Origin of the sequence: Streptomyces sp. NPDC058086 (assembly GCF_042885015.1) — a bacterium.
GTDB lineage: Bacteria > Actinomycetota > Actinomycetes > Streptomycetales > Streptomycetaceae > Streptomyces.
Genome location: NZ_JBHVST010000015.1, coordinates 107,297 through 129,338, shown reverse-complemented (window position 1 = coordinate 129,338; position 22,042 = coordinate 107,297). Strand labels below are relative to the sequence as shown.

General features: G+C 70.1%; 16 protein-coding genes. 8 read left to right on the top strand and 8 right to left on the bottom strand.

What is annotated here, in order from left to right; genetic code table 11:
* Positions 1–4 precede the first annotated feature (4 nt).
* The 3 genes from ACFVWD_RS14845 to ACFVWD_RS14835 are packed head-to-tail and all read right to left on the bottom strand — an operon-like array spanning position 5 to position 2,791.
* Positions 5–916 (bottom strand): ABC transporter ATP-binding protein, encoded by a 912-nt coding sequence (locus ACFVWD_RS14845; RefSeq protein WP_168493479.1) that lies wholly within the window; start codon positions 914–916, stop codon positions 5–7.
* Positions 913–1,818, bottom strand: a complete 906-nt coding sequence (locus ACFVWD_RS14840; protein WP_389596250.1) for an ABC transporter permease subunit — start codon at positions 1,816–1,818, stop codon at positions 913–915. Before ACFVWD_RS14840 ends, ACFVWD_RS14845 begins: the two co-directional genes overlap by 4 nt.
* A complete protein-coding gene (locus ACFVWD_RS14835) occupies positions 1,808–2,791 on the bottom strand; it encodes an ABC transporter ATP-binding protein (protein WP_360263881.1) in 984 nt (327 codons plus the stop codon). Before ACFVWD_RS14835 ends, ACFVWD_RS14840 begins: the two co-directional genes overlap by 11 nt.
* Before the next feature lie 258 nt (positions 2,792–3,049).
* Between ACFVWD_RS14835 and ACFVWD_RS14830 the strand changes: the two genes are divergently transcribed.
* From ACFVWD_RS14830 to ACFVWD_RS14810, 5 genes are all read left to right on the top strand, one after another.
* Entirely contained in the window at positions 3,050–4,810 is a 1,761-nt protein-coding gene (locus tag ACFVWD_RS14830) for an SDR family oxidoreductase (RefSeq protein ID WP_389596306.1), read from the top strand.
* Positions 4,811–4,977: 167 nt separating this feature from the next.
* Positions 4,978–5,922 carry a MerR family transcriptional regulator gene (locus ACFVWD_RS14825; RefSeq protein ID WP_389596248.1) on the top strand — a complete coding sequence of 315 codons (945 nt, stop codon included), beginning with the start codon at positions 4,978–4,980 and terminating at the stop codon, positions 5,920–5,922.
* A gap of 134 nt (positions 5,923–6,056) precedes the next feature.
* On the top strand, positions 6,057–6,605 hold the full coding sequence (locus ACFVWD_RS14820) for an RNA 2'-phosphotransferase (RefSeq protein ID WP_168517548.1): 549 nt from the start codon (positions 6,057–6,059) through the stop codon (positions 6,603–6,605).
* Positions 6,606–6,693: 88 nt separating this feature from the next.
* A complete protein-coding gene (locus ACFVWD_RS14815) occupies positions 6,694–7,605 on the top strand; it encodes an LLM class flavin-dependent oxidoreductase (RefSeq protein ID WP_389596246.1) in 912 nt (303 codons plus the stop codon).
* 114 nt (positions 7,606–7,719) lie between these two features.
* The gene (locus ACFVWD_RS14810; protein ID WP_389596245.1) at positions 7,720–8,607 is read left to right on the top strand and encodes a Cof-type HAD-IIB family hydrolase; all 888 of its coding nucleotides are present in this window, start codon (positions 7,720–7,722) and stop codon (positions 8,605–8,607) included.
* A 143-nt stretch (positions 8,608–8,750) separates the two neighbouring features.
* Here the strand turns inward: ACFVWD_RS14810 and ACFVWD_RS14805 are convergent, their stop codons facing one another.
* The 5 genes from ACFVWD_RS14805 to hisC form a co-directional block, all read right to left on the bottom strand.
* Complete coding sequence (locus tag ACFVWD_RS14805) at positions 8,751–10,442, bottom strand: GAF domain-containing sensor histidine kinase (RefSeq protein ID WP_389596243.1); 1,692 nt, start codon at positions 10,440–10,442, stop codon at positions 8,751–8,753.
* Between the two features lie 57 nt (positions 10,443–10,499).
* Positions 10,500–14,003 carry a thiol reductant ABC exporter subunit CydD gene (cydD, locus tag ACFVWD_RS14800; RefSeq protein ID WP_389596241.1) on the bottom strand — a complete coding sequence of 1,168 codons (3,504 nt, stop codon included), beginning with the start codon at positions 14,001–14,003 and terminating at the stop codon, positions 10,500–10,502.
* A 98-nt stretch (positions 14,004–14,101) separates the two neighbouring features.
* Positions 14,102–15,109 carry a cytochrome d ubiquinol oxidase subunit II gene (cydB, locus tag ACFVWD_RS14795; protein ID WP_389596239.1) on the bottom strand — a complete coding sequence of 336 codons (1,008 nt, stop codon included), beginning with the start codon at positions 15,107–15,109 and terminating at the stop codon, positions 14,102–14,104.
* 20 nt (positions 15,110–15,129) lie between these two features.
* Positions 15,130–16,647 (bottom strand): cytochrome ubiquinol oxidase subunit I, encoded by a 1,518-nt coding sequence (locus tag ACFVWD_RS14790; RefSeq protein ID WP_095853723.1) that lies wholly within the window; start codon positions 16,645–16,647, stop codon positions 15,130–15,132.
* 308 nt (positions 16,648–16,955) lie between these two features.
* Positions 16,956–18,032, bottom strand: a complete 1,077-nt coding sequence (hisC, locus tag ACFVWD_RS14785) for a histidinol-phosphate transaminase (RefSeq protein WP_389596237.1) — start codon at positions 18,030–18,032, stop codon at positions 16,956–16,958.
* A gap of 489 nt (positions 18,033–18,521) precedes the next feature.
* Here hisC and ACFVWD_RS14780 point away from each other — a divergent pair, with 489 nt between their 5' ends.
* From ACFVWD_RS14780 to ACFVWD_RS14770, 3 genes are all read left to right on the top strand, one after another.
* The gene (locus ACFVWD_RS14780) at positions 18,522–19,634 is read left to right on the top strand and encodes a LacI family DNA-binding transcriptional regulator (protein WP_389596236.1); all 1,113 of its coding nucleotides are present in this window, start codon (positions 18,522–18,524) and stop codon (positions 19,632–19,634) included.
* Positions 19,635–19,893: 259 nt separating this feature from the next.
* The gene (locus tag ACFVWD_RS14775) at positions 19,894–20,964 is read left to right on the top strand and encodes a metallophosphoesterase (RefSeq protein ID WP_168493497.1); all 1,071 of its coding nucleotides are present in this window, start codon (positions 19,894–19,896) and stop codon (positions 20,962–20,964) included.
* Between the two features lie 181 nt (positions 20,965–21,145).
* Positions 21,146–22,015, top strand: a complete 870-nt coding sequence (locus tag ACFVWD_RS14770; protein ID WP_389596234.1) for a hypothetical protein — start codon at positions 21,146–21,148, stop codon at positions 22,013–22,015.
* The last annotated feature ends 27 nt before the right edge of the window (positions 22,016–22,042 follow it).

Here is a 22,042-nt window from a genome sequence, read left to right as displayed (position 1 = left end):
CCTCCTACGCCGCGACGAGATACGAGAAGACGGACTCGAGGGACTCGTCGGACGGCGAGACCGTGAGCAGCCGGATGCCGTGCTCGCGCGCGACGCGCGGCAACAGCGCCGTGAACCGGCCGAAGTCGACCGCCTGGATGCGCAACGCGCCCTCGGCCAGGTCCACTTCGATGCCTGACGTCGACGGGTCGGCGATCAGCGCGGCGGCCAGCGCCCGGTCGTCGCTGGAGCGCACCAGGTAGCGGTGCGGGCGGTCGGTCATCAGGCGGCGGATGCGGCGGAAGTCGCCGCTGGCCGCGTGCCGTCCGGCGACGATCACCTCGATGTGGGCGGCGAGCTGTTCGACCTCTTCGAGGATGTGGGACGAGAACAGCACCGTGCGGCCCTCGTCGCCCATGCGGCGCAGCAGGTCCATGAGCTGCATGCGCTGGCGCGGGTCCATGCCGTTGAAGGGCTCGTCGAGCAGCAGCAGGGACGGGTCGTGGACGAGCGCGGAGGCCATCTTTACGCGCTGCCGCATGCCCTTGGAGTACGTCGAGATCTTGCGGTCCTGCGCGTACTCCATCTCGACCGTGGCGAGCGCCCGCTGAGCGGCCTTCGCTCCGAGGCCGTGCAACTCGGCGTTGGCGACGACGAATTCCTGGCCCGTGAGGAAGTCGTACATCGCCTCGCGCTCCGGGACGATGCCGATGTGCTTGTAGATCTGTTCGTTGCGCCAGACCGGCCGGCCGTCGAGGGTGACGGTGCCGGTGGAGGGGGCGAGGAAGCCGCCCATCATGTTGATGAGGGTGGACTTCCCGGCGCCGTTCGGGCCGAGCAGGCCGGTGACGCCGGGGCCGATCGTCATCGTGATGTCGTTGACCGCCACCACGTTGCCGAACCAGCGCGAGACATGGTCGATGTTGAGCGTGGTCACAGCCCGACCTTTCGGTAGCGGCGCATCAGGAGGCCGTAGGAGCCCGCGATGAGCCCCAGGACGACGACGAGGTAGACGACTCCCTGCCCGGACGAGGGGCCCTCACCGCCGGGGAAGGCGGAGGTGGCGCCGAGGAAGGCCGTCTGCACCCCGTCGATGAGCGTGATGGGAGAGAAGAGGCCGAGCCAGGGCACGGCCGAGGAGCTGGACTGGTTGAAGGCGATGGCCTGGACGGTCGACACGGCTCCGTAGGAGATGGTCAGCGCCGCGATGACGGCCGCGATGCCGAAGCCGCGGCGCGGGGTGATCGACGAGATGACCAGGCCGATCCCCGCGAAGAGCAGCGACAGCAGTGCCACGGAGACCAGCCCCTGTCCGAAGCCCTTCGTCTGGTCGGAGAAGTCGAGCTTCGCCAGAAGTGCCCCTACGTAGAGCACGATCAGCGGCGCGGTCGTCAGGATGAACAGCGCCGAGGCCAGCGCCGCGTACTTGGCGCGTACGTAGTCGACGGTCTCGATGGGGCGTGAGAAGTACAGCGGCACGGTCTTGAAGCGCAGGTCGCGCGAGACGGACTGCGGTCCCTGGGAGGCGACGTACAGACCGATGACGGCCTGCATGATGACCGCGTAACGCGTGTAGTCGACCGGCAGGGCCTTCGCCTTGGTGGCGACCGCGACGGCCACCATGATGAGTGCGGGGACGCATATCACCACGAAGAGCAGCATCGGCAGCACCTTGGACTTGACCGAGCGGCCCAGGCCGTAGGAGCCGCGCAGGGACTGCGAGTACAGCGAGCGACGGGCGTAGGCGCGGCCCAGGCGCGGGCCGTCGTAGTGGCGGTAGCCGATGTCGTGGATCCGGGTCTGCTCACCACGCGGGGTGAGGGACTGCTCAACTGCCATGGCCCACTGCCTCCTTCCGTACGCCCTGCACGTCCGTCCCGTCCGTCTGTTCCTCGCGGAAGACCTCCGCGATGTGGTGCCGGCGCTGTTCCATCCGGATCAGGCCGAGGCCGAGGTCGGCGACGACGTCGCGGACGAGGTCGTAGGTCTCCTCGCCCTCGGCGGTCAGCAGCAGGATGTGGCCGGCGCCCGGCAGCCCGCTGCCGTCGTGGGTCTCGACCCCGCGCGCGTGGAGCGCCTCGCGGACCGCCTTGGTGCCGTCCGGGTGCTCGTCGGTGTCGGTGACCTCGATGGCGAGGGTCGTGGTGGTCTGGGTGAAGTCCGTGGTGGAGCTGGACCGCAGCAGCTTGCCGCCGTCGACGACCACGACGTGGTCGCAGGTGCGCTCCAGCTCGCCCAGCAGGTGCGAGGTGACCAGGACCGAGATCCCGAAGTCGGTGTGGATACGGCGGATCAGGCCGAGCATCTCGTCGCGGCCGACCGGGTCGAGGCCGTTGGTCGGCTCGTCGAGGAAGACCAGCTGGGGGTCGTGGACGAGGGCCTGCGCGAGCTTGACGCGCTGCTTCATGCCCGTCGAGTAGCCACCGATGGGGCGGTAGCGCTCCTCGTACAGTCCGACGTGGCGCAGGGTGTCCGCGGTGCGCTCGCGGGCTGCGGCCGGCGGGAGCCCGGACATGCGCGCCATGTGGACGACGAACTCGGTGGCCGAGACGTCGGGGGGCAGGCAGTCGTGCTCGGGCATGTACCCGACCCGCTCACGGATGGCGCCGCCTTGGGTGGCGACATCGAGTCCGAGCACTTGGGCGCGGCCCTCGGTGGCGGGGGAGAGACCCAGCAGGATCTTGATCAGTGTGGACTTGCCAGCTCCGTTGGCTCCGACGAGTCCGGTCACACCGGGTCCGACGTCCACGGAGAGCCGGTCAAGAGCGGTCACCCGGGGGTACCGCTTGCTCAGGCTTTCGGTCGCGATCACAGTCACGTTGTCGAAGGTAGTGGCGCACGCCACAGCGGTCGTCAACCCACGGAGCTGTATCCGCGTCAGACTCCAGTCGTACGGGCCCGTAGGGGTCCCCCTGAAGTCGAACAACCGGCGGGGGTTTATCCACATCGGACCGGTTGTCCACAGGTGCCACGCAGGTCTATTGACGCAGCCTCTAACAACTGTCACATTCGCCAGTGTCACGTTACGGACACGTACCGTGCGGCGCTGGGCGAAGGAGAAGTGACTCTCGTGACTCTCGAAGGCGCGCGCGAGCGCCGGGTGCGGACGGGTGGGATCGAGCTGTGCGTCGCCGAGCTGGGCGATCCGGCGGGGCCCACGGTGGTGCTCGTGCACGGCTATCCGGACTCGAAGGAGGTGTGGTCCGAGGTCGCGACCCGCCTGGCCGAGCGTTTCCACGTGGTGCTGTACGACGTCCGTGGCCACGGCGGGTCGACGGCCCCGCGGCCACTGCGGGGCGGGTTCACCCTGGAGAAGCTGACGGACGACTTCCTGGCCGTCGTCGACGCGGTGAGCCCCGACCGCCCGGTGCACCTGGTGGGGCACGACTGGGGTTCGGTGCAGTCCTGGGAGTTCGTCACGGTCGCGCGCACCCAGGGCCGGATCGCCTCCTTCACCTCCATGTCCGGGCCGTCCCTCGACCACTTCGGCCACTGGATCAAGCGGCGCGTGCGGCGGCCCACCCCGCGCAGGGTCGGCCAGCTCCTCGGCCAGGGCGCCAAGTCCTGGTACGTGTACCTGCTGCACACGCCCGTGCTGCCGGAGCTCGCCTGGCGCGGCCCCCTCGGCAAGCAGTGGCCGAAGATCCTGCGGCGGGTCGAGAAGGTGCCCGCGGGCGACTATCCGACCTCCTCGTTGCCGACGGACGCGGCGCACGGCGCGTGGCTGTACCGCGACAATGTGCGGGCCCGGCTGAGCAGGCCACGCCCGGACGCCTACGCGCACGCGCCCGTGCAGCTCGTCACGCCCCTGGGGGACGGGTTCCTCTCCGAGCGGCTCTACGACGACCTGGAGGAGTGGGCCCCGCAGCTGGTGCGTCGCACCCTCCCGGACAAACACTGGATCCCGCGTACACGGCCCGACCAACTGGCCTCCTGGATCACCGACTTCGTGCACGCCAACGAGGACGGCGTGCCGGTGCGGGACACCATCGCCACGGGCAGGTACGCCGACCGGTTCGGCGGGCAGCTCGTGCTGGTCACCGGCGCGGGCAGCGGCATCGGACGGGCCACCGCCTTGGCGTTCGCCGAGGCCGGCGCGCGTGTGGTGGCCGTCGACCGGGACGCGCAGGGCGCGGCCCGCACGGCGGAGATGTCCCGGCTGATCGGCTCCCCCGAAGCCTGGGCCGAGACGGCCGACGTCTCCGACGAGCAGGCCATGGAGAAGCTCGCCGAAAGGGTCGCGGGCGAGTACGGCGTGGTGGACGTGCTGGTGAACAACGCCGGGATCGGACTGTCCGGGTCCTTCTTCGACACGACGCCGGAGGACTGGAAGAAGGTCCTCGACGTCAACCTGTGGGGCGTGATCCACGGCTGCCGGCTCTTCGGCAGGCAGATGGCCGAGCGTGGACAGGGCGGCCACATCGTCAACACCGCGTCGGCGGCGGCGTACCTGCCCTCGAAGGCGCTGCCCGCCTACAGCACCTCGAAGGCGGCCGTGCTGATGCTCAGCGAGTGCCTGCGCGCGGAGCTGGCCGGGCAGGGCATCGGCGTCTCGGCGATCTGCCCGGGTTTCGTCAACACGAACATCACCTCGACCGCGCACTTCGCCGGGGTGGACGCGAGCGAGGAGAAACGCCGCCAGAAGAAGTCGGCGCGGTTGTACGGGCTGCGCAACTACCCGCCGGAGAAGGTGGCCGACGCGATCCTGCGCGCGGTCGTCCGCAACCAGGCGGTCGTGCCCGTCACCCCCGAGGCGCACGGCGCCCGCCTGATGTCCCGGCTGGCACCGAGGGCGCTGCGCGCGATCGCGCGGATGGAGCCACCGCTGTGAGGTTCGCGATCGCCCGCAACAGGGCTGTACGCAAGGGCCTGTTGCCCGCCCGGGAGGAGCTCGGCACGGCCATGTCCCGTTGTCCGCGGGGGTCGTACCATCCCTCGGGGGAGGGCTCGCCGCGCGGGGCCGTCGCGTAGTACCCAGGGGGTCGGGAGGCAGGCAGCGTGAACGACGAGCCGGTCCGGGTCGCGTACCGCATCGAGGATCTGGCGCACCACAGCGGCGCCACGGTCCGGACGATCCGCGCCTACCAGGACCGTGGGCTGCTCCCCCGCCCCGAGCGGCGCGGTCGCGCCAACGTGTACGCGGACGCGCATCTGGCCCGGCTGCGGCAGATCGCCGACCTCCTGGACCGCGGCTACACCCTGGCCTCCATCAAGGAACTCCTGGAGGCCTGGGACGCGGGCCGGGGGCTGGGCGGGATCCTCGGGCTGGTCGCGGAGGTCGACGGACCGTGGACCGACGAGGAGGCCGTGCGCATGTCGCGGGCCGAGCTGGACGAGCGGTTCGGCGGCAGTCCGGACGACGCGGCGGTGGCGGAGGCGGTGGAGCTCGGAGTGCTGGAGCGCGTCCCCGGCGACGGCGAGGTGTATCTGGTCCCGAGTCCCCAAGAGCTCGCCGTGGCGGTGGAGTTGTACGCGGCCGGCGTTCCGCTGTCCGCGATCTCGGGCCATCTGCGGGAGTTGAGGGGCAAGGTCGAGCACATCGCAGCGCGTTTCCTGGAGTTCACGACCGAGCACGTCTTCGCGCGCTATCTCGGTGAGCATCCGCCGAGCGACGCGGAGGCGGCCGAGGCGGCCTCCCTCGTACGCCGTCTGCGACCGCTCGCGCAGCAGACGGTGGACGCGGAACTGGCGCGCGCCATGCGGCTGTTCGCGACCCGGCACCTGCGTGAGCGTCTTGGGGCGGGGCGGTCCGAGGAACCTACGGACGAGACGCGTTCCGTTCAGCTCCCCGTCGCCACAATGCGGGCCATGGAGAACCTGGTTGGTGCTGAGCAGGTGGCGGCCTTCGTCACGGCTGCCGTCGAACGGGAGGTCCAGGCCAGGACCTTGGACCATCTCACTTCAAATTACAACAATCACAGCATTGTTGATGAAATCCCCTGAATCTTCTGTGCGTTGTCCACAGATTCGTCAATTCACCTGTGGATAACCGGACTTGCTTGTGGATCAAACCTCCGAACCAAAATCAAATGCGTGACCCGCCTCTCGCCAGGCACGCTGGCAGGATGAACGAACCGATGGATGAAAGACGCACCGTGAAGGTGTCGAAGTACCTCTCGAAGCATCTGCGGCATCAGCCCGAGCGGATCGGGCTCACGCTCGGCGAGGGAGGCTGGGTCGAGATCGACACGCTGATCGCGGCAGCGGCGGCGCACGGCTTCCGGATCACCCGCGAGGAGCTGGACCATGTGGTGGCCACGAACGACAAGCGGCGCTTCGCCGTGGAGGGCACCCGCATCCGCGCCAGCCAGGGCCACTCCGTCGAGGTCGACCTCGGACTGCCCCCGGCGACTCCGCCGGAGTACCTCTACCACGGAACCGTGGCCCGCAATCTGGACGCGATCCGGGCCGAGGGGCTGCGGCCCATGAACCGGCACGACGTGCATCTCTCGCCCGACCGCGAGACCGCGACCCGCGTCGGCGCCCGCCGCGGCCGGCCCGTCGTGCTCGGCGTGGACGCCGCCGCCATGCACCGCGACGGCCATGTCTTCCGGGTCAGCGCGAACGGGGTGTGGCTCACCGAGGCCGTGCCGCCGAAGTATCTGCGCTTCCCCGGCCCGCACTGATCGTCCACCGGCCGGTCGGTCAAGGGGCGCCGGTGGAGCGATCACGCGGTGGCCACGACCACCCTGCGGCTCCGCTTACGCTCGATGCATGAGTCTGCGTCTGAGCACTGTGATCCTGCCGTACCTCCGCTGGCACGAAGGCGGGCGTGCCGCCTGGCAGCGTGCGGAGCAGCTCGGCTTCCACACCGCGTTCACGTACGACCACCTGTCGTGGCGGACCTTCCGGGACGGCCCCTGGTTCGGTGCCGTGCCCACGCTCACCGCAGCGGCCGCCGCCACCGACCGACTCCGCCTGGGCACGCTCGTGACCTCGCCGAACTTCCGGCACCCGGTGACCCTCGCCAAGGAACTGATCTCCCTCGACGACATCTCGAACGGCCGGATCACCCTGGGCATCGGCGCGGGCGGCAACGGATTCGACGCCACGACGCTTCTGAAGAGCGGCCAGGAGCCCTGGACCCCGCGCGAGCGCGCCGACCGCTTCGGCGAGTTCGTACCGCTGCTCGACCGCCTCCTCACCGAGGACGCGGTCTCCCACGACGGCGAGTTCTACTCGGCACACGAGGCGCGCAACATCCCGGGCTGTGTCCAGCGGCCCCGACTGCCCTTCGCGGTGGCAGCCACCGGCCCGCGCGGCATGAGGCTCGCCGCCCGCCACGGGCAGGCCTGGGTGACGACCGGCGACCCCAAGCTGTACGAAACGGGCACCCCTGAACAGTCGGTTCAGGCCATTCGCGGACAGGTGGAGAAGCTCGCCGCCGCCTGCGCCACGGTCGGCCGTGACGTGTCCGAACTCGACAAAGTCCTGCTCACCGGCTTCACCCCGGACCGTGGCCGTCCGCTGGAGTCCCTCGACGCGTTCGTCGACTTCGCGGGCCGGCACGCGGAGCTGGGCCTCACCGACATCGTGATCCACTGGCCCATCCCCGACTCGGACTTCGCCGCGGACGAGAAGGTCTTCGAGCAGATCGCCATGGAGGCCCCGGCACAGCTGGCCTGACGGCCGGCGACAGCGGGGCCGGCGGCAGCGGGGGTGGCGGCAGCGGGGTGTAACGGTACTGGTGAGAGCGGTAACCACTCACATGTGCGGGCTCCCGCACGGCCGTGCGGGCATATGCGCGAGAATGGCCCGGTGACCTCAGCGACCCGACAGCCAGAGACCCCGGCAGCCGCCCTTCCGCCGCGCCTGATCGCCACGGACCTCGACGGCACCCTCCTGCGCGACGACAAGTCCGTATCCGAGCGCACGGTCGCCGCCCTCGCCGCCGCCGAGAAGGCCGGCATCGAGGTCTTCTTCGTGACCGGCCGCCCGGCCCGCTGGATGGACGTCGTCAGCGACCACGTCCACGGCCACGGCCTGGCGATCTGCGGCAACGGCGCCGCCGTGGTCGACCTGCACGGCGGCCCCGGCGCCCACCGGTTCGTCAAGGTCCGCGAGCTGGCGCGGGAGAACGCGCTCGACGCCGTACGACTGCTGCGGGAGGCCGCGCCTGGCACCGTGTTCGCCGTCGAGCAGACGTACGGCTTCTACCAGGAGCCCGCGTACCCCAAGCTGCACATGGAGATCCCCGACACCCTCGCGACCGCCGAGCGGCTCCTGGCCCCGGACGCCCCCGGCGCCGGCGAACCGGTGCTCAAGATCCTCGCCTTCCACCACGAGCTCGACCCCGACGCCTTCCTCACCGTGGCCCGTCGTGCCGTCGGCGACCGCGCCACCATCACCCGCTCCAGCCCCAGCGCCCTGCTGGAGATCAGCGGCCCCGGCGTCTCCAAGGCCAGCACGCTCGAACTGTGCTGCGCCGAGCGCGGTATCTCCCCCGAAGAGGTCGTCGCCTTCGGAGACATGCCGAACGACGTCGAGATGCTGACCTGGGCGGGCACGTCGTACGCGATGGGCAACGCGCACCCCGCCGTGATCGCCGCGGCCTCCGGTCGCACGGTCGCCAACAACGAGGACGGGGTGGCGGTCGTCATCGAGAAGATCCTCGCCGAGCGGCTGTAGGAGCGGCTGGGCAGGACCGGCGGTCCCACAGCGGCCCAGAACTCCGAACCGATCCCGCGCCCAGAGCTCCAAACCGGTCCCGTGCCCGGCGTTCCGAAGCGGTACCGCGCCCGGGGTTCCGAACCGGTCCCGTGCCCGGGGTTCTAAACCGGTTCCGCCTGCGGAGCGTGCGGCGCCTGCCACACCACCGTCGTACCGCCGCCGCCGCCGCCATCGGCCCCGGGCCCCGGTCCGTACCAGCTGTCGCCGCCCAGCGACTCGGCGCGCCGCCCGAGGTTCCGCAGGCCGCTGCGCCGGCCGCCCTCGGGGATGCCGACGCCGTTGTCCGCGACGGTCAGCCGGACACCCTGTCGGCCGTCCGGCAGGACGACGGTCGCGTCGACGACGACGTCGATACGGGAGGCCCCGGCATGCCGGAAGGCGTTGGAGAGGGCCTCGCGCAAAGCCGCGATGAGGTTCTTGCCCGTGAGTTCACCGACCGCCGTGTCGACGGGCCCGACAAATCGGTGCGTGGGCCTGAAGCCGAGCGGCACGGCGGCCATGTTGATCTCCCGCAGCACCCGCGTGCGCAGCCCGGACGGCGATTCGGCAGGTCCCTTTTGGAGCGCGAAGACGGCGGTGCGGATCTCCTGGATGGTGACGTCGAGTTCATCGACCGCCTTTTCGACGCCCTCCCGCACCTCGGGCACGGCCGAGTTGCGCTGTGCGCTCTCCAACAGCATCCCGGTGGCGAACAGCCGCTGGATGACGAGGTCGTGCAGGTCACGGGCGATCCGGTCGCGGTCCTCGTAGACCGCGAGCCGCTCCCGGTCGCGCTGTGCCTCGGCCATCATCAGCGCGAGCGCGGCCTGCGAGGCGAAGTGCGTGGCGAGGGTGCGCTCGGTCTCGGTGAAAGGACGCCCGCCCCGTTCCCGGGGAGTGACGAGGGCTCCCAGGAGACGGCCGCCGCACTGGAGGGGAAGCATCATCGTCGGCCCGTACTCGCGGGCGAAGTCGGTGACCATGCGCGGGTCGGTGGCCGCGTCGTCGAGGAACACGGCCTCTCCGTCGAGGAGTTCGGCGACCAGTTCGCTCTCCGGCGGGACGACGGCTCCCAGCACCTTGGACGGGCGGTCCTTGGCGACCGCGCTGATCTCCAGACCGCCCTCCGCGGCGGGCAGCAGCACGACCCCGGCCACCGATCCGGAGAGCCTGCGGGCCTGTTCCGCGACGACCTGGAGGGCGTCCTCGGCGTCGTCGGCCGACAGGAGTGCCCGGGTCACGGCCACCGATCCGTCGATCCACCGTTCGCGTTGCTGGGCGGCCTCGTACAGCCGGGCGTTGCCGATCGCGATACCCGCCTCCGCGGCCAGCACGCGGACCATGTTGAGGTCGTCGTCGGTGAACGGGCCGCCGCCGCGTTTCTCGGCCAGGTACAGATTCCCGAAGATCTCCCCCTGCACCCGGATCGGAACCCCCAGGAAGCTGCGCATCGCCGGATGGTGCTCGGGGAATCCGCACGCGCGCGTGTCCTCGTCCAGCTGCGCGAGCCGTACCGGCGCCGGGTCGTGGATGAGCGCCCCGAGCAGCCCCTTGTGTCCGTCGGGCAGCTGCCCGATCCGCCGGGCGGTCTCCTCGTCGACGCCGTGGAAGACGAAGTCCGCGAGTCCCTCACCGTCTTCCGCCACGACCCCGATGGCGGCGTAGCGCGCGTCCGCCAGCTCGGCCGCCTTCTCGCAGATCCGGTCCAGCGTCGAGTGCAGCTCCAGCCCCGACCCGATCGACCGCACCGCCTCCAGCAGCCGCGGCACGTCCGGGCCGCTGTCCGGACGGGGGGAGGCGGGCACCACTGACATGCTTCGAGAGTAGTTAGTCCCCTTTGGGCCGGAAAGTTGAGATGTTGCCCGGGGGCGCTAGCGCGCCGCCGCGCCGACCAGCAGATCCCCCGCCGCCTCCCGCTCCAGCATCTCCCGCAACGGCCCCGCCACCACCGACAGCTCCGCGTAGGCACCCCGCTGCGCCACCCGTCCCGCCGCCAGCACGATCACCTCGTCCACCGCCGCGAGACCGGCCAGCCGATGCGTGATCAGCAGCGTCGTACGGCCCTCGGTCGCCGCCAGCAGGTCCGCGGTGAGCGCGTCCGCCGTCGGCAGGTCGAGATGTTCCGCGGGCTCGTCGAGAACGAGCACGGGGAAGTCGGCCAGCAGCGCGCGAGCGAGCGCCAGCCGCTGGCGCTGACCACCGGACAGCCGCGCCCCGTGCTCGCCGATCAGCGTGTCGAGCCCGTCGGGCAGTCCGTCCACCCACTCCAGGAGCCGGGCCCGCGCGAGCGCGTCGCGCAGCTCGGCCTCGGTGGCGTTCTTCCGGGCCAGCAGGAGGTTCTCGCGCACCGTGCTGTCGAAGAGGTGCGCGTCCTGGGCGCAGAGCCCGACCAGTCGGCGTACGTCGTCCCCGTCCATCCCGCACGCGTCCGTGCCGCCCAGTGTGTACGTCCCCGCCTCCGCGTCCAGGAACCGCAGCAGCACCTGTGCGAGCGTGGTCTTGCCGGAGCCGGAGGGGCCGACGACGGCGACCCTGCGGCCCTGTTCGAGGGTCAGCTCAAGGCCGGCGAGTGCGTCCCGGTCCTGTCCGGCATGGCGCGCCCGGAGCCCCTGTACGCGCAGCGGGAACGGCGACGCGGGCGCCGGCTGCGGGAGCTCCGGTTCGCGTACGGGATCGGGGGCGTCCAGCACCTCGTACACACGCTCCGCGCTCCTGCGCACCCGCTGTCGGTACTGGACGGCGAGCGGAAGCCCCAGGACGGCCTCGAACGCGGCCAACGGGGTGAGGACGACCACGGCCATCGCCACGCCGCTCAGTCGCCCGCCGGCGACGGCCTGGGCGCCCACGAGGGCGGTCGCCGCGACGGTCAGTCCGGTCGCCAGCGCGATGAGCCCGTCGCCGAGCGCGGTCGCGGTGGCGGCCCGGGAGGCGATGCGGGTCAGCACGGTGTCGGCCCGTCGCGCCTCGGCCGTACGGGTGGGCAGCGCGCCCGCGACCGTCAGCTCGGCCGTGCCGGTGAGGAGGTCGGTCACCCGGGTCGCCAGGGCGCCGCGGGCGGGGGACAGCCGGTGCTCCGCGCGGCGCGCCACGGCGCCGGTCAGGAGCGGGACACCGACCCCGGCCGCCAGCAACCCGACGGCGAGGGCGGCCCCGGCCTCGGGAAGCAGCCAGGCGGTGAAGCCGACGGAGGCGGCGGACACGAGGAGCGCCGCCCCGGCGGGCAGCAGCCACCTCAGCCAGTAGTCCTGCAGGGCGTCCACGTCGGCCACGAGCCGCGACAGCAGATCGCCCCGGCGGGCCGTCCGCAGTCCGGCGGGGGCCAGGCGCTCAAGGCGCCGGTAGACGGCGACCCGCGTGTCGGCCAGCATCCGCAGCACCGCGTCGTGCGACACGAGTCGCTCCGCGTACCGGAAGACGGCCCGGCCGATCCCGAACGCCCGCGTGGCGGTCACGGCCAGCATCAGGTACATCACCGGCGGCTGCTGCGACGCCCGCGAGATCAGCCACCCGGAGGTGGCCATCAGCCCGACGGCACTTCCGAGGGCGAGGCTCCCGAGGAGAAGGGCGAGAGCGAAACGACCACTCCGGGGGCCGGCCATCGCGCGGACCCGGGCGAGTACGCCTCCGCGCCGCGGAGGGGCCGGGTGGGCCTCTTCCGTAGCGGCCGAGGGCACGCCCTCGGGCTCGACCGGCCGGAGCTCCTTCGTGCCCTCGCCGTGGACGGAACCGGTCGCGACGACCGACGCCGCGGCCTCGAGCCGCACCACCCGGTCGGCCACCTCCAGCAGCGCGGGCCGGTGCACCACCAGCAGCACCGTCCGGCCGACGGCGAGCCTGCGCACCGCCGCCACGACCTCCGCCTCCGTCGCCCCGTCCAGCGAGGCCGTCGGCTCGTCGAGGAGCAGCACGGGCCGGTCCGCGAGAAACGCCCGGGCCAGCGCGAGACGTTGGCGCTGCCCGGCGGAGAGTCCGCTGCCGTCCTCGCCGAGAACCGTCCCGACGCCGTCGGGCAGGGCGTCCACGAACTCCAGCGCCCCCGCTTCGGCCAGCGCCCGGCGCACCGCCGCGTCGTCGGCGTCGGGCCGGGCGAGCCGTACGTTGTCGGCGATCGAGCCGGCGTAGAGGTGCGGCCGCTGAGGCACCCACGCCACCCGGGACCGCCATTCCTCCACATCGGCCTCGGCGAGATCGACTCCCCCGATCCGTACCCGCCCCGAGCCGGGCTCCACGAACCCCAGCAGCACGTTCAGCAGCGTCGACTTGCCCACACCGCTCGGTCCGACGAGGGCCACCGTCTCACCGGGCCCGACCACGAAGGAGACATCGGAAACCGCATCCCCGGAGCGCCCCGGATACCGGACCGTCACGCCCTCGAAGCCTATCTCGCCCTCCGGCGCGACGAGAGAGCCGGTGGCCTGCACCGGGGTCTCCAGCACCGAGAAGATCTCCTCCGCCGCCGCAAGCCCCTCGGCGGCGGCGTGGTACTGCGCTCCCACCTGTCGCAGCGGCAGATATGCCTCGGGGGCGAGGACGAGGATGACGAGCCCGACGTACAGATCCATGTCGCCGTGGACGAGCCGCATCCCGATGGTCACCGCGACCAGGGCGACCGAGATCGTGGCGAGCAGCTCCAGCGCGAAGGACGACAGGAAGGCGATCCGCAGCGTCCGCATGGTCGCCTGGCGGTACTCGCCGGTGATCCGCCGGATCGACTCGGCCTGCGCCTTGGCCCGCCCGAAGATCTTGAGCGTGGGCAGACCGGCGACCACATCCAGGAAGTGCCCCGAGAGCCGGGACAGCAGTCGCCACTGACGGTCCATCTGGGACCGGGTCGCCCAGCCGATCAACGCCATGAAGACGGGGATGAGCGGCAGGGTGACGACGATGATCACCGCCGACACCCAGTCCTCGGTGACGATCCGCGCAAGCACGGCCACGGGCACCACGACCGCGAGTCCCAACTGGGGGAGGTAGCGCGAGAAGTAGTCGTCGAGCGCGTCCACCCCCCGCGTGGCGAGGGTGACCAGTGACCCGGTCCGCTGCCCGCTCAGCCACCCGGGGCCGAGCGTGGCGGCCCGCTCCAGCAACCGCCCTCGCAACTCCGACTTGACCGCCGCGCTCGCCCGGTGTGCGGCGAGTTCGGTGAGCCAGGAGACAGCCGCCCGCCCGATGGCGACCGCGACCAGCAGGACCAGGGGCGTCCGGAGTTCGGAAGCCGAGTGGCCGTGTTGGAAAGCACCGACGACCACTTCGGCGATGAGCATCGCTTGGGCAATGACCAGCGCCGCCCCGGCCGCACCCAGCCCCACGACCGCCATGAGGAAGAAGCGAGTGGCACGGGTGTACCGCAGCAGACGCGGATCGATTGGTTTCACGTGAAACACACCCTTGGCTCATCCGGCATGTTTCACGTGAAACATGCCCTTGGGTAGGACTTGATCGATGAGGTCGCATTCAGCCCATAAGGTCGGACTCAGTGCGCAACATCCGCGGCGATGTGATGCGTACCGATCCTCTTGCGGAACACCCAGTACGTCCAAGACTGGTAGAGCAGGACCATCGGGGTGGCGATTCCCGCGCACCAGGTCATGATCCTCAGGGTGTACGGAGACGACGAGGCGTTGGTGACCGTCAGGCTCCAGTCCGCATTGAGCGAGGACGGCATGACGTTCGGGAAGAGCGTCAGGAAGAGCATCGCGACGGCCGCCACGATGGTGAGCCCCGACAGCGCGAACGCCCAGCCCTCACGCCCCGTCTGGGCCACCGCGATCGCGGCGACGAGGGCGACCACGGCCACGATCAACGCGACCAGGGACTTCGCGTCGCCATTGTCGGCCTGGGTCCAGATCAGGAAGACGAGTGCCACCACGGCGGCCACCAGCCCGACCCCGAGCGAAAGCTTGCGGGCCCGCTCCCGGATGTCCCCGACGGTCTTGAGCCCCACGAACACGGTCCCGTGGAAGGTGAACAGCGTCAGCGTGACCAGACCGCCCAGGAGCGCGTACGGGTTGAGCAGGTCACCGAAGTTGCCCACGTACTCGAAGTTCTTGTCGATCTTCACTCCGTGCACGATGTTGCCGAAGGCCACGCCCCACATGAACGCGGGGACGAGCGAGGTCCAGAAGATCGCCGCCTCCCAGTTGCGCTGCCAGTGCTCCTCGGGCCTCTTCACCCGGTACTCGAAGGCGACTCCGCGCACGATCAGGCAGACCAGGATGAGCAGCAGCGGCAGATAGAAGCCGGAGAAGAGCGTGGCGTACCACTCCGGGAAGGCGGCGAAGGTCGCGCCGCCCGCCGAGAGCAGCCACACCTCGTTGCCGTCCCAGACGGGTCCGATGGTGTTGATGAGGACCCGCTTCTCGGTGCGGTCGCGGGCCAGCAGCTTGGTGAGGACGCCGACCCCGAAGTCGAAGCCCTCCAGGAAGAAGTAGCCGGTCCACAGGACCGCGATGATGACGAACCAGACGTCGTGGAGTTCCATGACTCAGCAGCTCCCTGGGCCTAGTAGGAGAAGGCCATCGGCTTGTCGGCGTCATGGGGGTCGCCGCCGATCTTGGTGGGCGGGTTGAGGTCGGCCTCGGTGAGCTCCGGCGGCCCCTGCTTCACGTACTTGAGCATCAGCTTCACCTCGATGACGGCGAGGATCGCGTAGATGAGGGTGAACACGATCAGCGAGGTCAGCACCTCCCCCTGGGAGACCCCGGGCGAGACCGCGTCCCTGGTCCTCAACAGGCCGTACACCACCCAGGGCTGACGCCCCGTCTCGGTGAAGATCCAGCCCCAGGAGATGCCGATGAGCGGGAAGATCAACGTCCACTGGGACAGCCGCCACCACCAGATGCCGAGCTTCGGCGTCAGCTCCATGTTCTTGGTGAGCATGAGCTTCGGGACGTCCTCGTCCCCGGTGCGGTGTTCCGGCGCCAGCCAGAACTTCCGCCTGGTCAGCCAGAGGCCGGCGGTACACAGGGCCATCGAGACCCCGCCGAAGCCGATCATCCAGCGGTACGCCCAGTAGGCGGTGGGGATGTTGGGCCGGTAGTCACCGGGCCCGAACTTCTCCTGTTCGGACTTGTTGATGTCGTTGATGCCGGGAATCTTGGCGTTGAAGTCGTTCTTGGCGAGGAAGGAGAGTATCCCCGGGATCTCGATGGCGACGGTGTTGTGGCCCTTGGCGACATCGCCGTACGCGAAGAGCGAGAAGGGCGCGGGTTGCTGCGAGTCCCACAGGGCTTCGGCGGCCGACATCTTCATCGGCTGCTGCTCGTACATCACCTTGCCCAGGGTGTCGGCGCTGACGACGGTGAGGAGCGTGCCGACCAGAGCGGTGACCAGGCCGAGCCGCAGCGACATCCGCATGGTGCGGACGTGCCGCTTCTTGCGCAGGTGGAAGACGGCGATGCCGGTCATGAAGGCGCCGCCGACCAGGATGGACGCGCTGATCACATGCCAGAAGTTGACGAGCGCCGTCTCCTGGAAGAGCACCTTGGGGAAGTCGGTCAGCTCGGCACGCATCGTGCCGTCCGCCTTCTTCACCAGCCGGTAGCCGACCGGATGCTGCATGAAGGAGTTGGCCGCCATGATGAAGTACGCCGACAAGATCGTGCCGATGGAGACCACCCAGATACAGGCGAGGTGCACCTTCTTCGGAAGCTTGTCCCAGCCGAAGATCCACAGCCCGATGAAGGTGGACTCGAAGAAGAAGGCGATCAGGGCCTCGAAGGCCAGCGGGGCACCGAACACGTCACCGACGAAGCGCGAGTAGTCGGACCAGTTCATGCCGAACTGGAACTCCTGCACGATGCCGGTCACGACACCCATGGCGATGTTGATCAGGAACAGCTTTCCCCAGAACTTGGTCGCCCTGAGGTAGTGCTCCTTGCCCGTCCGCACCCAGGCGGTCTCCAGAATCGCCGTGAGAGCGGCGAGCGAGATCGTCAGAGGGACGAAGAGGAAGTGGTAGACGGTGGTGATGCCGAACTGCCACCGAGCCAGAGTCTCCGGTGCCAAAGCCAGTTCCACGTCATCAGTCTCCTTACGCCACCATGGTTACAGCGGCAGTTTGCCCCTTTTGCTACAGGCATCATGGGACAATCGGGACACGCTTGTGAACGCGTTCACATTCACAAGCAATTATGACGCACCGGCTTTCGACCTTCGAAGGGGGGTCCCCTTTTACGTCAACCCCTCGGAAGGTCTCGAACACACCAAGGCGTCCTCCGGACCGCCGACGGCCCCGGTGCTCCGGCGCCCTGAGACACCGGAGTACCGGGGCCGTGAGACACCGGAGACCCGGGAGTGTGGGGCAGCGCAGCCCCCGGAGTGTGACGTCAGAGCTCCTTGTGGAACCCGTCGGCAGCCTTGAGGAAGATGTCGTTCGCCTCGGTCTCGCCGATCGTCACGCGCAATCCTTCCCCGACGAAGGGCCGCACGACGACCCCGGCCTGCTCGCAGTGGGCGGCGAAGTCGAGCGTGCGCTCCCCCAGCCTGAGCCACACGAAGTTGGCCTGCGTCTCGGGCACCGTCCAGCCCTGACCGCGCAACGCCTCGACCACACGGTTGCGCTCACACACCAGAGAGCCGACCCGGCCGAGCAGCTCGTCCTCGGCACGCAACGAGGCGACCGCCGCGTCCTGCGCGAGCTGGCTCACCCCGAAGGGCACCGCCGTCTTGCGCAGAGCCGCTGCCACCGGCTCGTGCGCGATCGCGAAACCGACCCTCAGACCCGCGAGCCCGTACGCCTTGGAGAAGGTGCGCAGCACACAGACGTTGGGCCGGTCACGGTAGATCGAAACGCCGTCCGGCACCTCGACGTCCCGGATGAACTCGCGGTACGCCTCGTCCAGGACCACCAGGACATCTGCGGGCACCCGGTCGAGGAATCGCTCCAGCTCGGCCCGGCGCACCACGGTGCCGGTCGGGTTGTTCGGGTTGCAGACGAAAATCAGCCGCGTCCTGTCGGTGATCGCGTCGGCCATGGCGTCCAGGTCGTGCACCTCGTCCGAGGTCAGCGGCACTCGTACCGAGGTCGCCCCGCTGATCTGCGTGATGATCGGGTACGCCTCGAAGGACCGCCAGGCGTAGATGACCTCGTCGCCGGGTCCGCTGGTCGCCTGCAGCAGCTGCTGGGCCACCCCGACCGAGCCGGTGCCGGTCGCCAGGTGCGAGAGGGGGACCCCGAAGCGGTCCGACAGCTCGCTCATCAGACCCGTGCACGCCATGTCCGGGTAGCGGTTGAACGTACCGCTCGCGGCGATCACGCTCTCCATGACTCCGGGCAGCGGCGGGTAGGGGTTCTCGTTGGAGGACAGCTTGTACGCCACCGCGCCGGCCGCGGCAGGCTTGCCCGGCTTGTAGGTGGGGATACCCTCCAGCTCGGCACGCAGCTTGGGGCTCGTCTCGCTCACCGCAGTCCTCCTCGTGACCACCGCTGGCTCATGACCACCATCGGCTACCAATGCTTCTCACCTTATGAGGATTCGGCGCCGCTGCGAATGGGCCGGGGACAACCACGCGACGCCCCTGGCACAGGCCGACGACCCGTCGCGTACGCCCTGGTGATCATCGTCATACTCCCCGGCGACCGTCGCCGCGCGGACTCTGTGGTCATCCTCGTACGAAGGCGTACGAATGGGGGGGCGCGTTGCCTTCAGAGCTGTGCGCTGGTGGCTCACGCCGTAGCGCGCATCACCCGTGCAGGTGAGTTGAGACCTCTTCGAAACATGACCCACTTGGCAGGCCCATGCGCGCCGACGCGTCACGTACTGCCATTGGATCGTTCAACTGACTTGGTTTCAAAGACAGTAGGGCATTTTTGATCATGCAGAAACGTGCCTGTCAACGCGTGCATATGCGTCCGCACTACCCCACCGCATGAGCCCTACTATCGGCTCGCCATGACAGCAGCAGGGAAGCACCAGGTGAGCCGGGCGGAGACTACCCGCCGAGGCGGTCGACCGGGCCGGGCGGGAATCAGAGACGTCGCCGCGGCCGCAGGCGTCTCCATCACAACCGTCTCTGACGCCCTCAACGGCAAGGGCCGGCTCCCGGACGCCACCCGACGCCACGTCCGTGAAGTCGCCGACCGGCTGGGCTATCGCCCGTCGGCCGCCGCCCGAACCCTCCGTACCGGCAAGTCCGGCCTCATCGGCCTGACCGTGACCACCTACGGGGATGAACCTTTCACCTTCACCGAATTCGCCTACTTCGCCGAGATGGCCAGAGCCGCCACCTCCGCCGCACTCGCCCGCGGCTACGCCCTGGTCATCCTCCCCGCCACCTCACGCCACGACGTCTGGTCCAACGTCGCCCTCGACGGAACCGTCGTCATCGACCCCTCCGACCAGGACCCCGTGGTCAGCGAACTCGTCCGGCAGGGCTTACCCGTCGTCTCCGACGGCCGCCCCGCCGGCACCCTGCCCGTCACCGCCTGGGTCGACAACGACCACGAAGCCGCCGTCCTGGGCATCCTCGACCACCTCGCCGACGCCGGCGCCCGCCGCATCGGCCTCCTCACCGGCACCTCCACCGACACCTATACCCACCTCTCCACCACCGCGTATCTGCACTGGTGCGAGCGGGTCGGACAGGATCCGGTGTACGAGGCCTACCCGGCCCACGACCCGTGCGCGGGCGCCGTCGCCGCGGACCGGCTGCTGGCCCGGCCCGACCGCCCCGACGCGGTCTACGGCCTCTTCGACCCCAACGGCACCGATCTGCTGGCCGCGGCCCGGCGCTACGGACTGCGCGTCCCGGACGACCTGCTGCTGGTCTGCTGCAGCGAGTCCACCGTCTATGCCAGCACCGAGCCGCCCATCACCACCCTCTCGCTCAAACCCCGCCGCATCGGCACCGCCGTCGTCCAGCTCCTCATCGACGCCATCGAGGGAGCAGAAACCGACAAAACCGTCGAACAGGTCATACCGACGGAGTTGATCGTGCGGACCTCCTCCGAGCGGCGTCCACCCCGCACGACGGTCCACCCGCCCCGGTCACCCGAGAAGGGGTAGTCCGGGTCGGCCGGGGAGGAGTGGCCCGGCGTACGCTGAGGTTGACGTCCGTCATGTCTGTGGCGGGGCATCCACCAGGGAAAGCCCCGCCCAATTCGGGCGAAAACCGTGGTGAACAGGGTTCCTGCTCCGATTCACCACCCCTGGGTCATCACATGGCGCGATCCGCATTCCTATGATGGGCCCACGACACCGCGGGCCGCTGCGACCAGGCAGTCCGATCCGGTGCAGATGCGGCGCGATGGTGGTGGAGGGGTCGATGACTCAGGGGGCCGGTCAGGGACCCGAGGCGGTGCGTACGGAGACGTTGCGCGACTTCCGGGTGCCCGCGTACATCCACGAGACCGGTCCGTACCCGCCGAGCGCAGCTCCCGGCGAGGCGGCCGGAGTCGGCGAGGAGCCCGAGGGCTACACGCCCACCCGGCGCGACCTGCCTGTCATCAACCGGGGCGACACGGTGCAGGTCGTCATGGACCCCGCCGCCGTGGCGGCTCCCCAGCCCGCCGACGGGCCGGGTCCGCTGTACGTCGTCGGCGACGTGCACGGCTACCTCGACCAGCTGGTCGCCGCGCTCCAGGAGCAGGGCCTCCTCGACGCCGCGGGCAACTGGTCCGCCGGGACCTCGCGCCTGTGGTTCCTCGGCGACTTCACCGACCGCGGCCCCGACGGCATCGGCGTGATCGACCTCGTGATGCGGCTGTCCGCCGAGGCGGCCGCGGCCGGCGGCTACTGCAAAGCGCTCATGGGCAACCACGAGCTGCTGCTGCTCGGCGCCAAGCGGTTCGGCGACACCCCCGTCAACTCCGGCGCGGGCACCGCCACCTTCCAGGCCGCCTGGCTGCTCAACGGCGGCCAGAAGACCGACATGGACCGCCTCCAGGACCACCACCTGCAGTGGATGGCCCGCCTGGACGCCATGGAGCAGGTCGACGGGCACCTCCTCGTGCACTCCGACACCACCGCCTACCTCGACTACGGCGACTCGATCGAGGCGGTCAACGACACGATCCGCGAAACCCTCACGCGCAACGACGCGGACGAGTGCTGGGACCTCTTCCGGAAGTTCACCAGACGCTTCGCCTTCCGCGACGACGGAGGCGCCGAGGCGGCGCTGTCCCTGCTGGACACATACGGCGGCACCCGCGTCGTCCATGGCCACAGCCCCATCCCGTACCTCCTGGGCGAGGTCGGCTCGGAGGAGGGCGAGGACGCCGCGGGCCCCGTGGTCGAGGGACCACATCTTTACGCCGACGGACTGGCCATCGCGATGGACGGCGGAGTGACCATGGCCGGAAAACTGCTGGTCCAGCAACTGCCCCTGGATAGCTGAGGGTTCTTCGGGCAGGCGTCCCCCACGGAGGACAGCGCTGGCCAGGGGGCAATTTCTGGAAACCCCCTGTCACGGCGTGCCGTCACCGCTCTACCATCGGCTTATCCGTAGCAGGCTCCCCTCCGTTTCTGCCCGACGGCTCGTCAGCGTGCGAGCCACCAGCCCTACGGAGCATCGGGGGATGCACATGAACAGCGTTCCGCAGCACCTGCTGAGCGAGGACCGCCAGGAATACGAGCGGATCCTCGATGAGGCGCTGCGCTCCGCCCCACACCGCCCGGAACTCGCCGCTGTCGGCCAGCGGCTCAACGCCGAACAACTGCGCACCATGGCGCTCAACGCCACCGCACTCATCACGGCGGCCGCGGCGACCGAGTACGCGCACTACGTGAAGGTCCGCGAGGAACTGCGCCGCCCGGCGCCGTCCACCCCAATCGTGATCGAAGGAGCCGGCTCCGCGGAGCCCGGCGCGACCGCGATGGGGCTCGCCGCCACCATGGGCGAGGTCACCGAGACCGCCGGAGCCGGCGCCATTGCCGTCGTCGCGGTGCTCGCCCCCGTCCTCGCCGGAACAGCCGCGGCGATCTTCCTGCTCGTCGGGTTCGTCCTGAAGCTCCTCACCCCCGAGCTGGCGTTCGCCCAGACCCTCCTGACCACCGGGTGGGTCTTCGGCGCGGTCACGGCGGGCGCGATCCTGGTCGCCGCGGTCGGGCTGCTGCTGACCGCTCTGCGCAACGGCTCGTCCTCGCTCCAGGCCGGAGCGCCCGGCGAGCTCGACACGGAGGTGGCCCGGGCCAGGGAAACCTGGCGCGAGGCCCTGCTGGAGCGCGGCATCATGCCGTTCCTCCGGGAGGCCCTCGCCGATCCGGGCGCGGCGGCACTGACCCGTCCGTCACCGACGCCGACCACCGGCCGTATGCCGCACCTCGGCTACAACCGGCCGGGGTTCAGCAGCCCCGACGGCGGCCCCGCGGCGGGTCCGCGCCCGAGCTTCACCAGCCCGGACTTCACCAGCCCGGACTTCGGGGGGCCCGAGCACCAGCCGGAGTGACACCCGGCGGGCCGACACCGGGGTGAC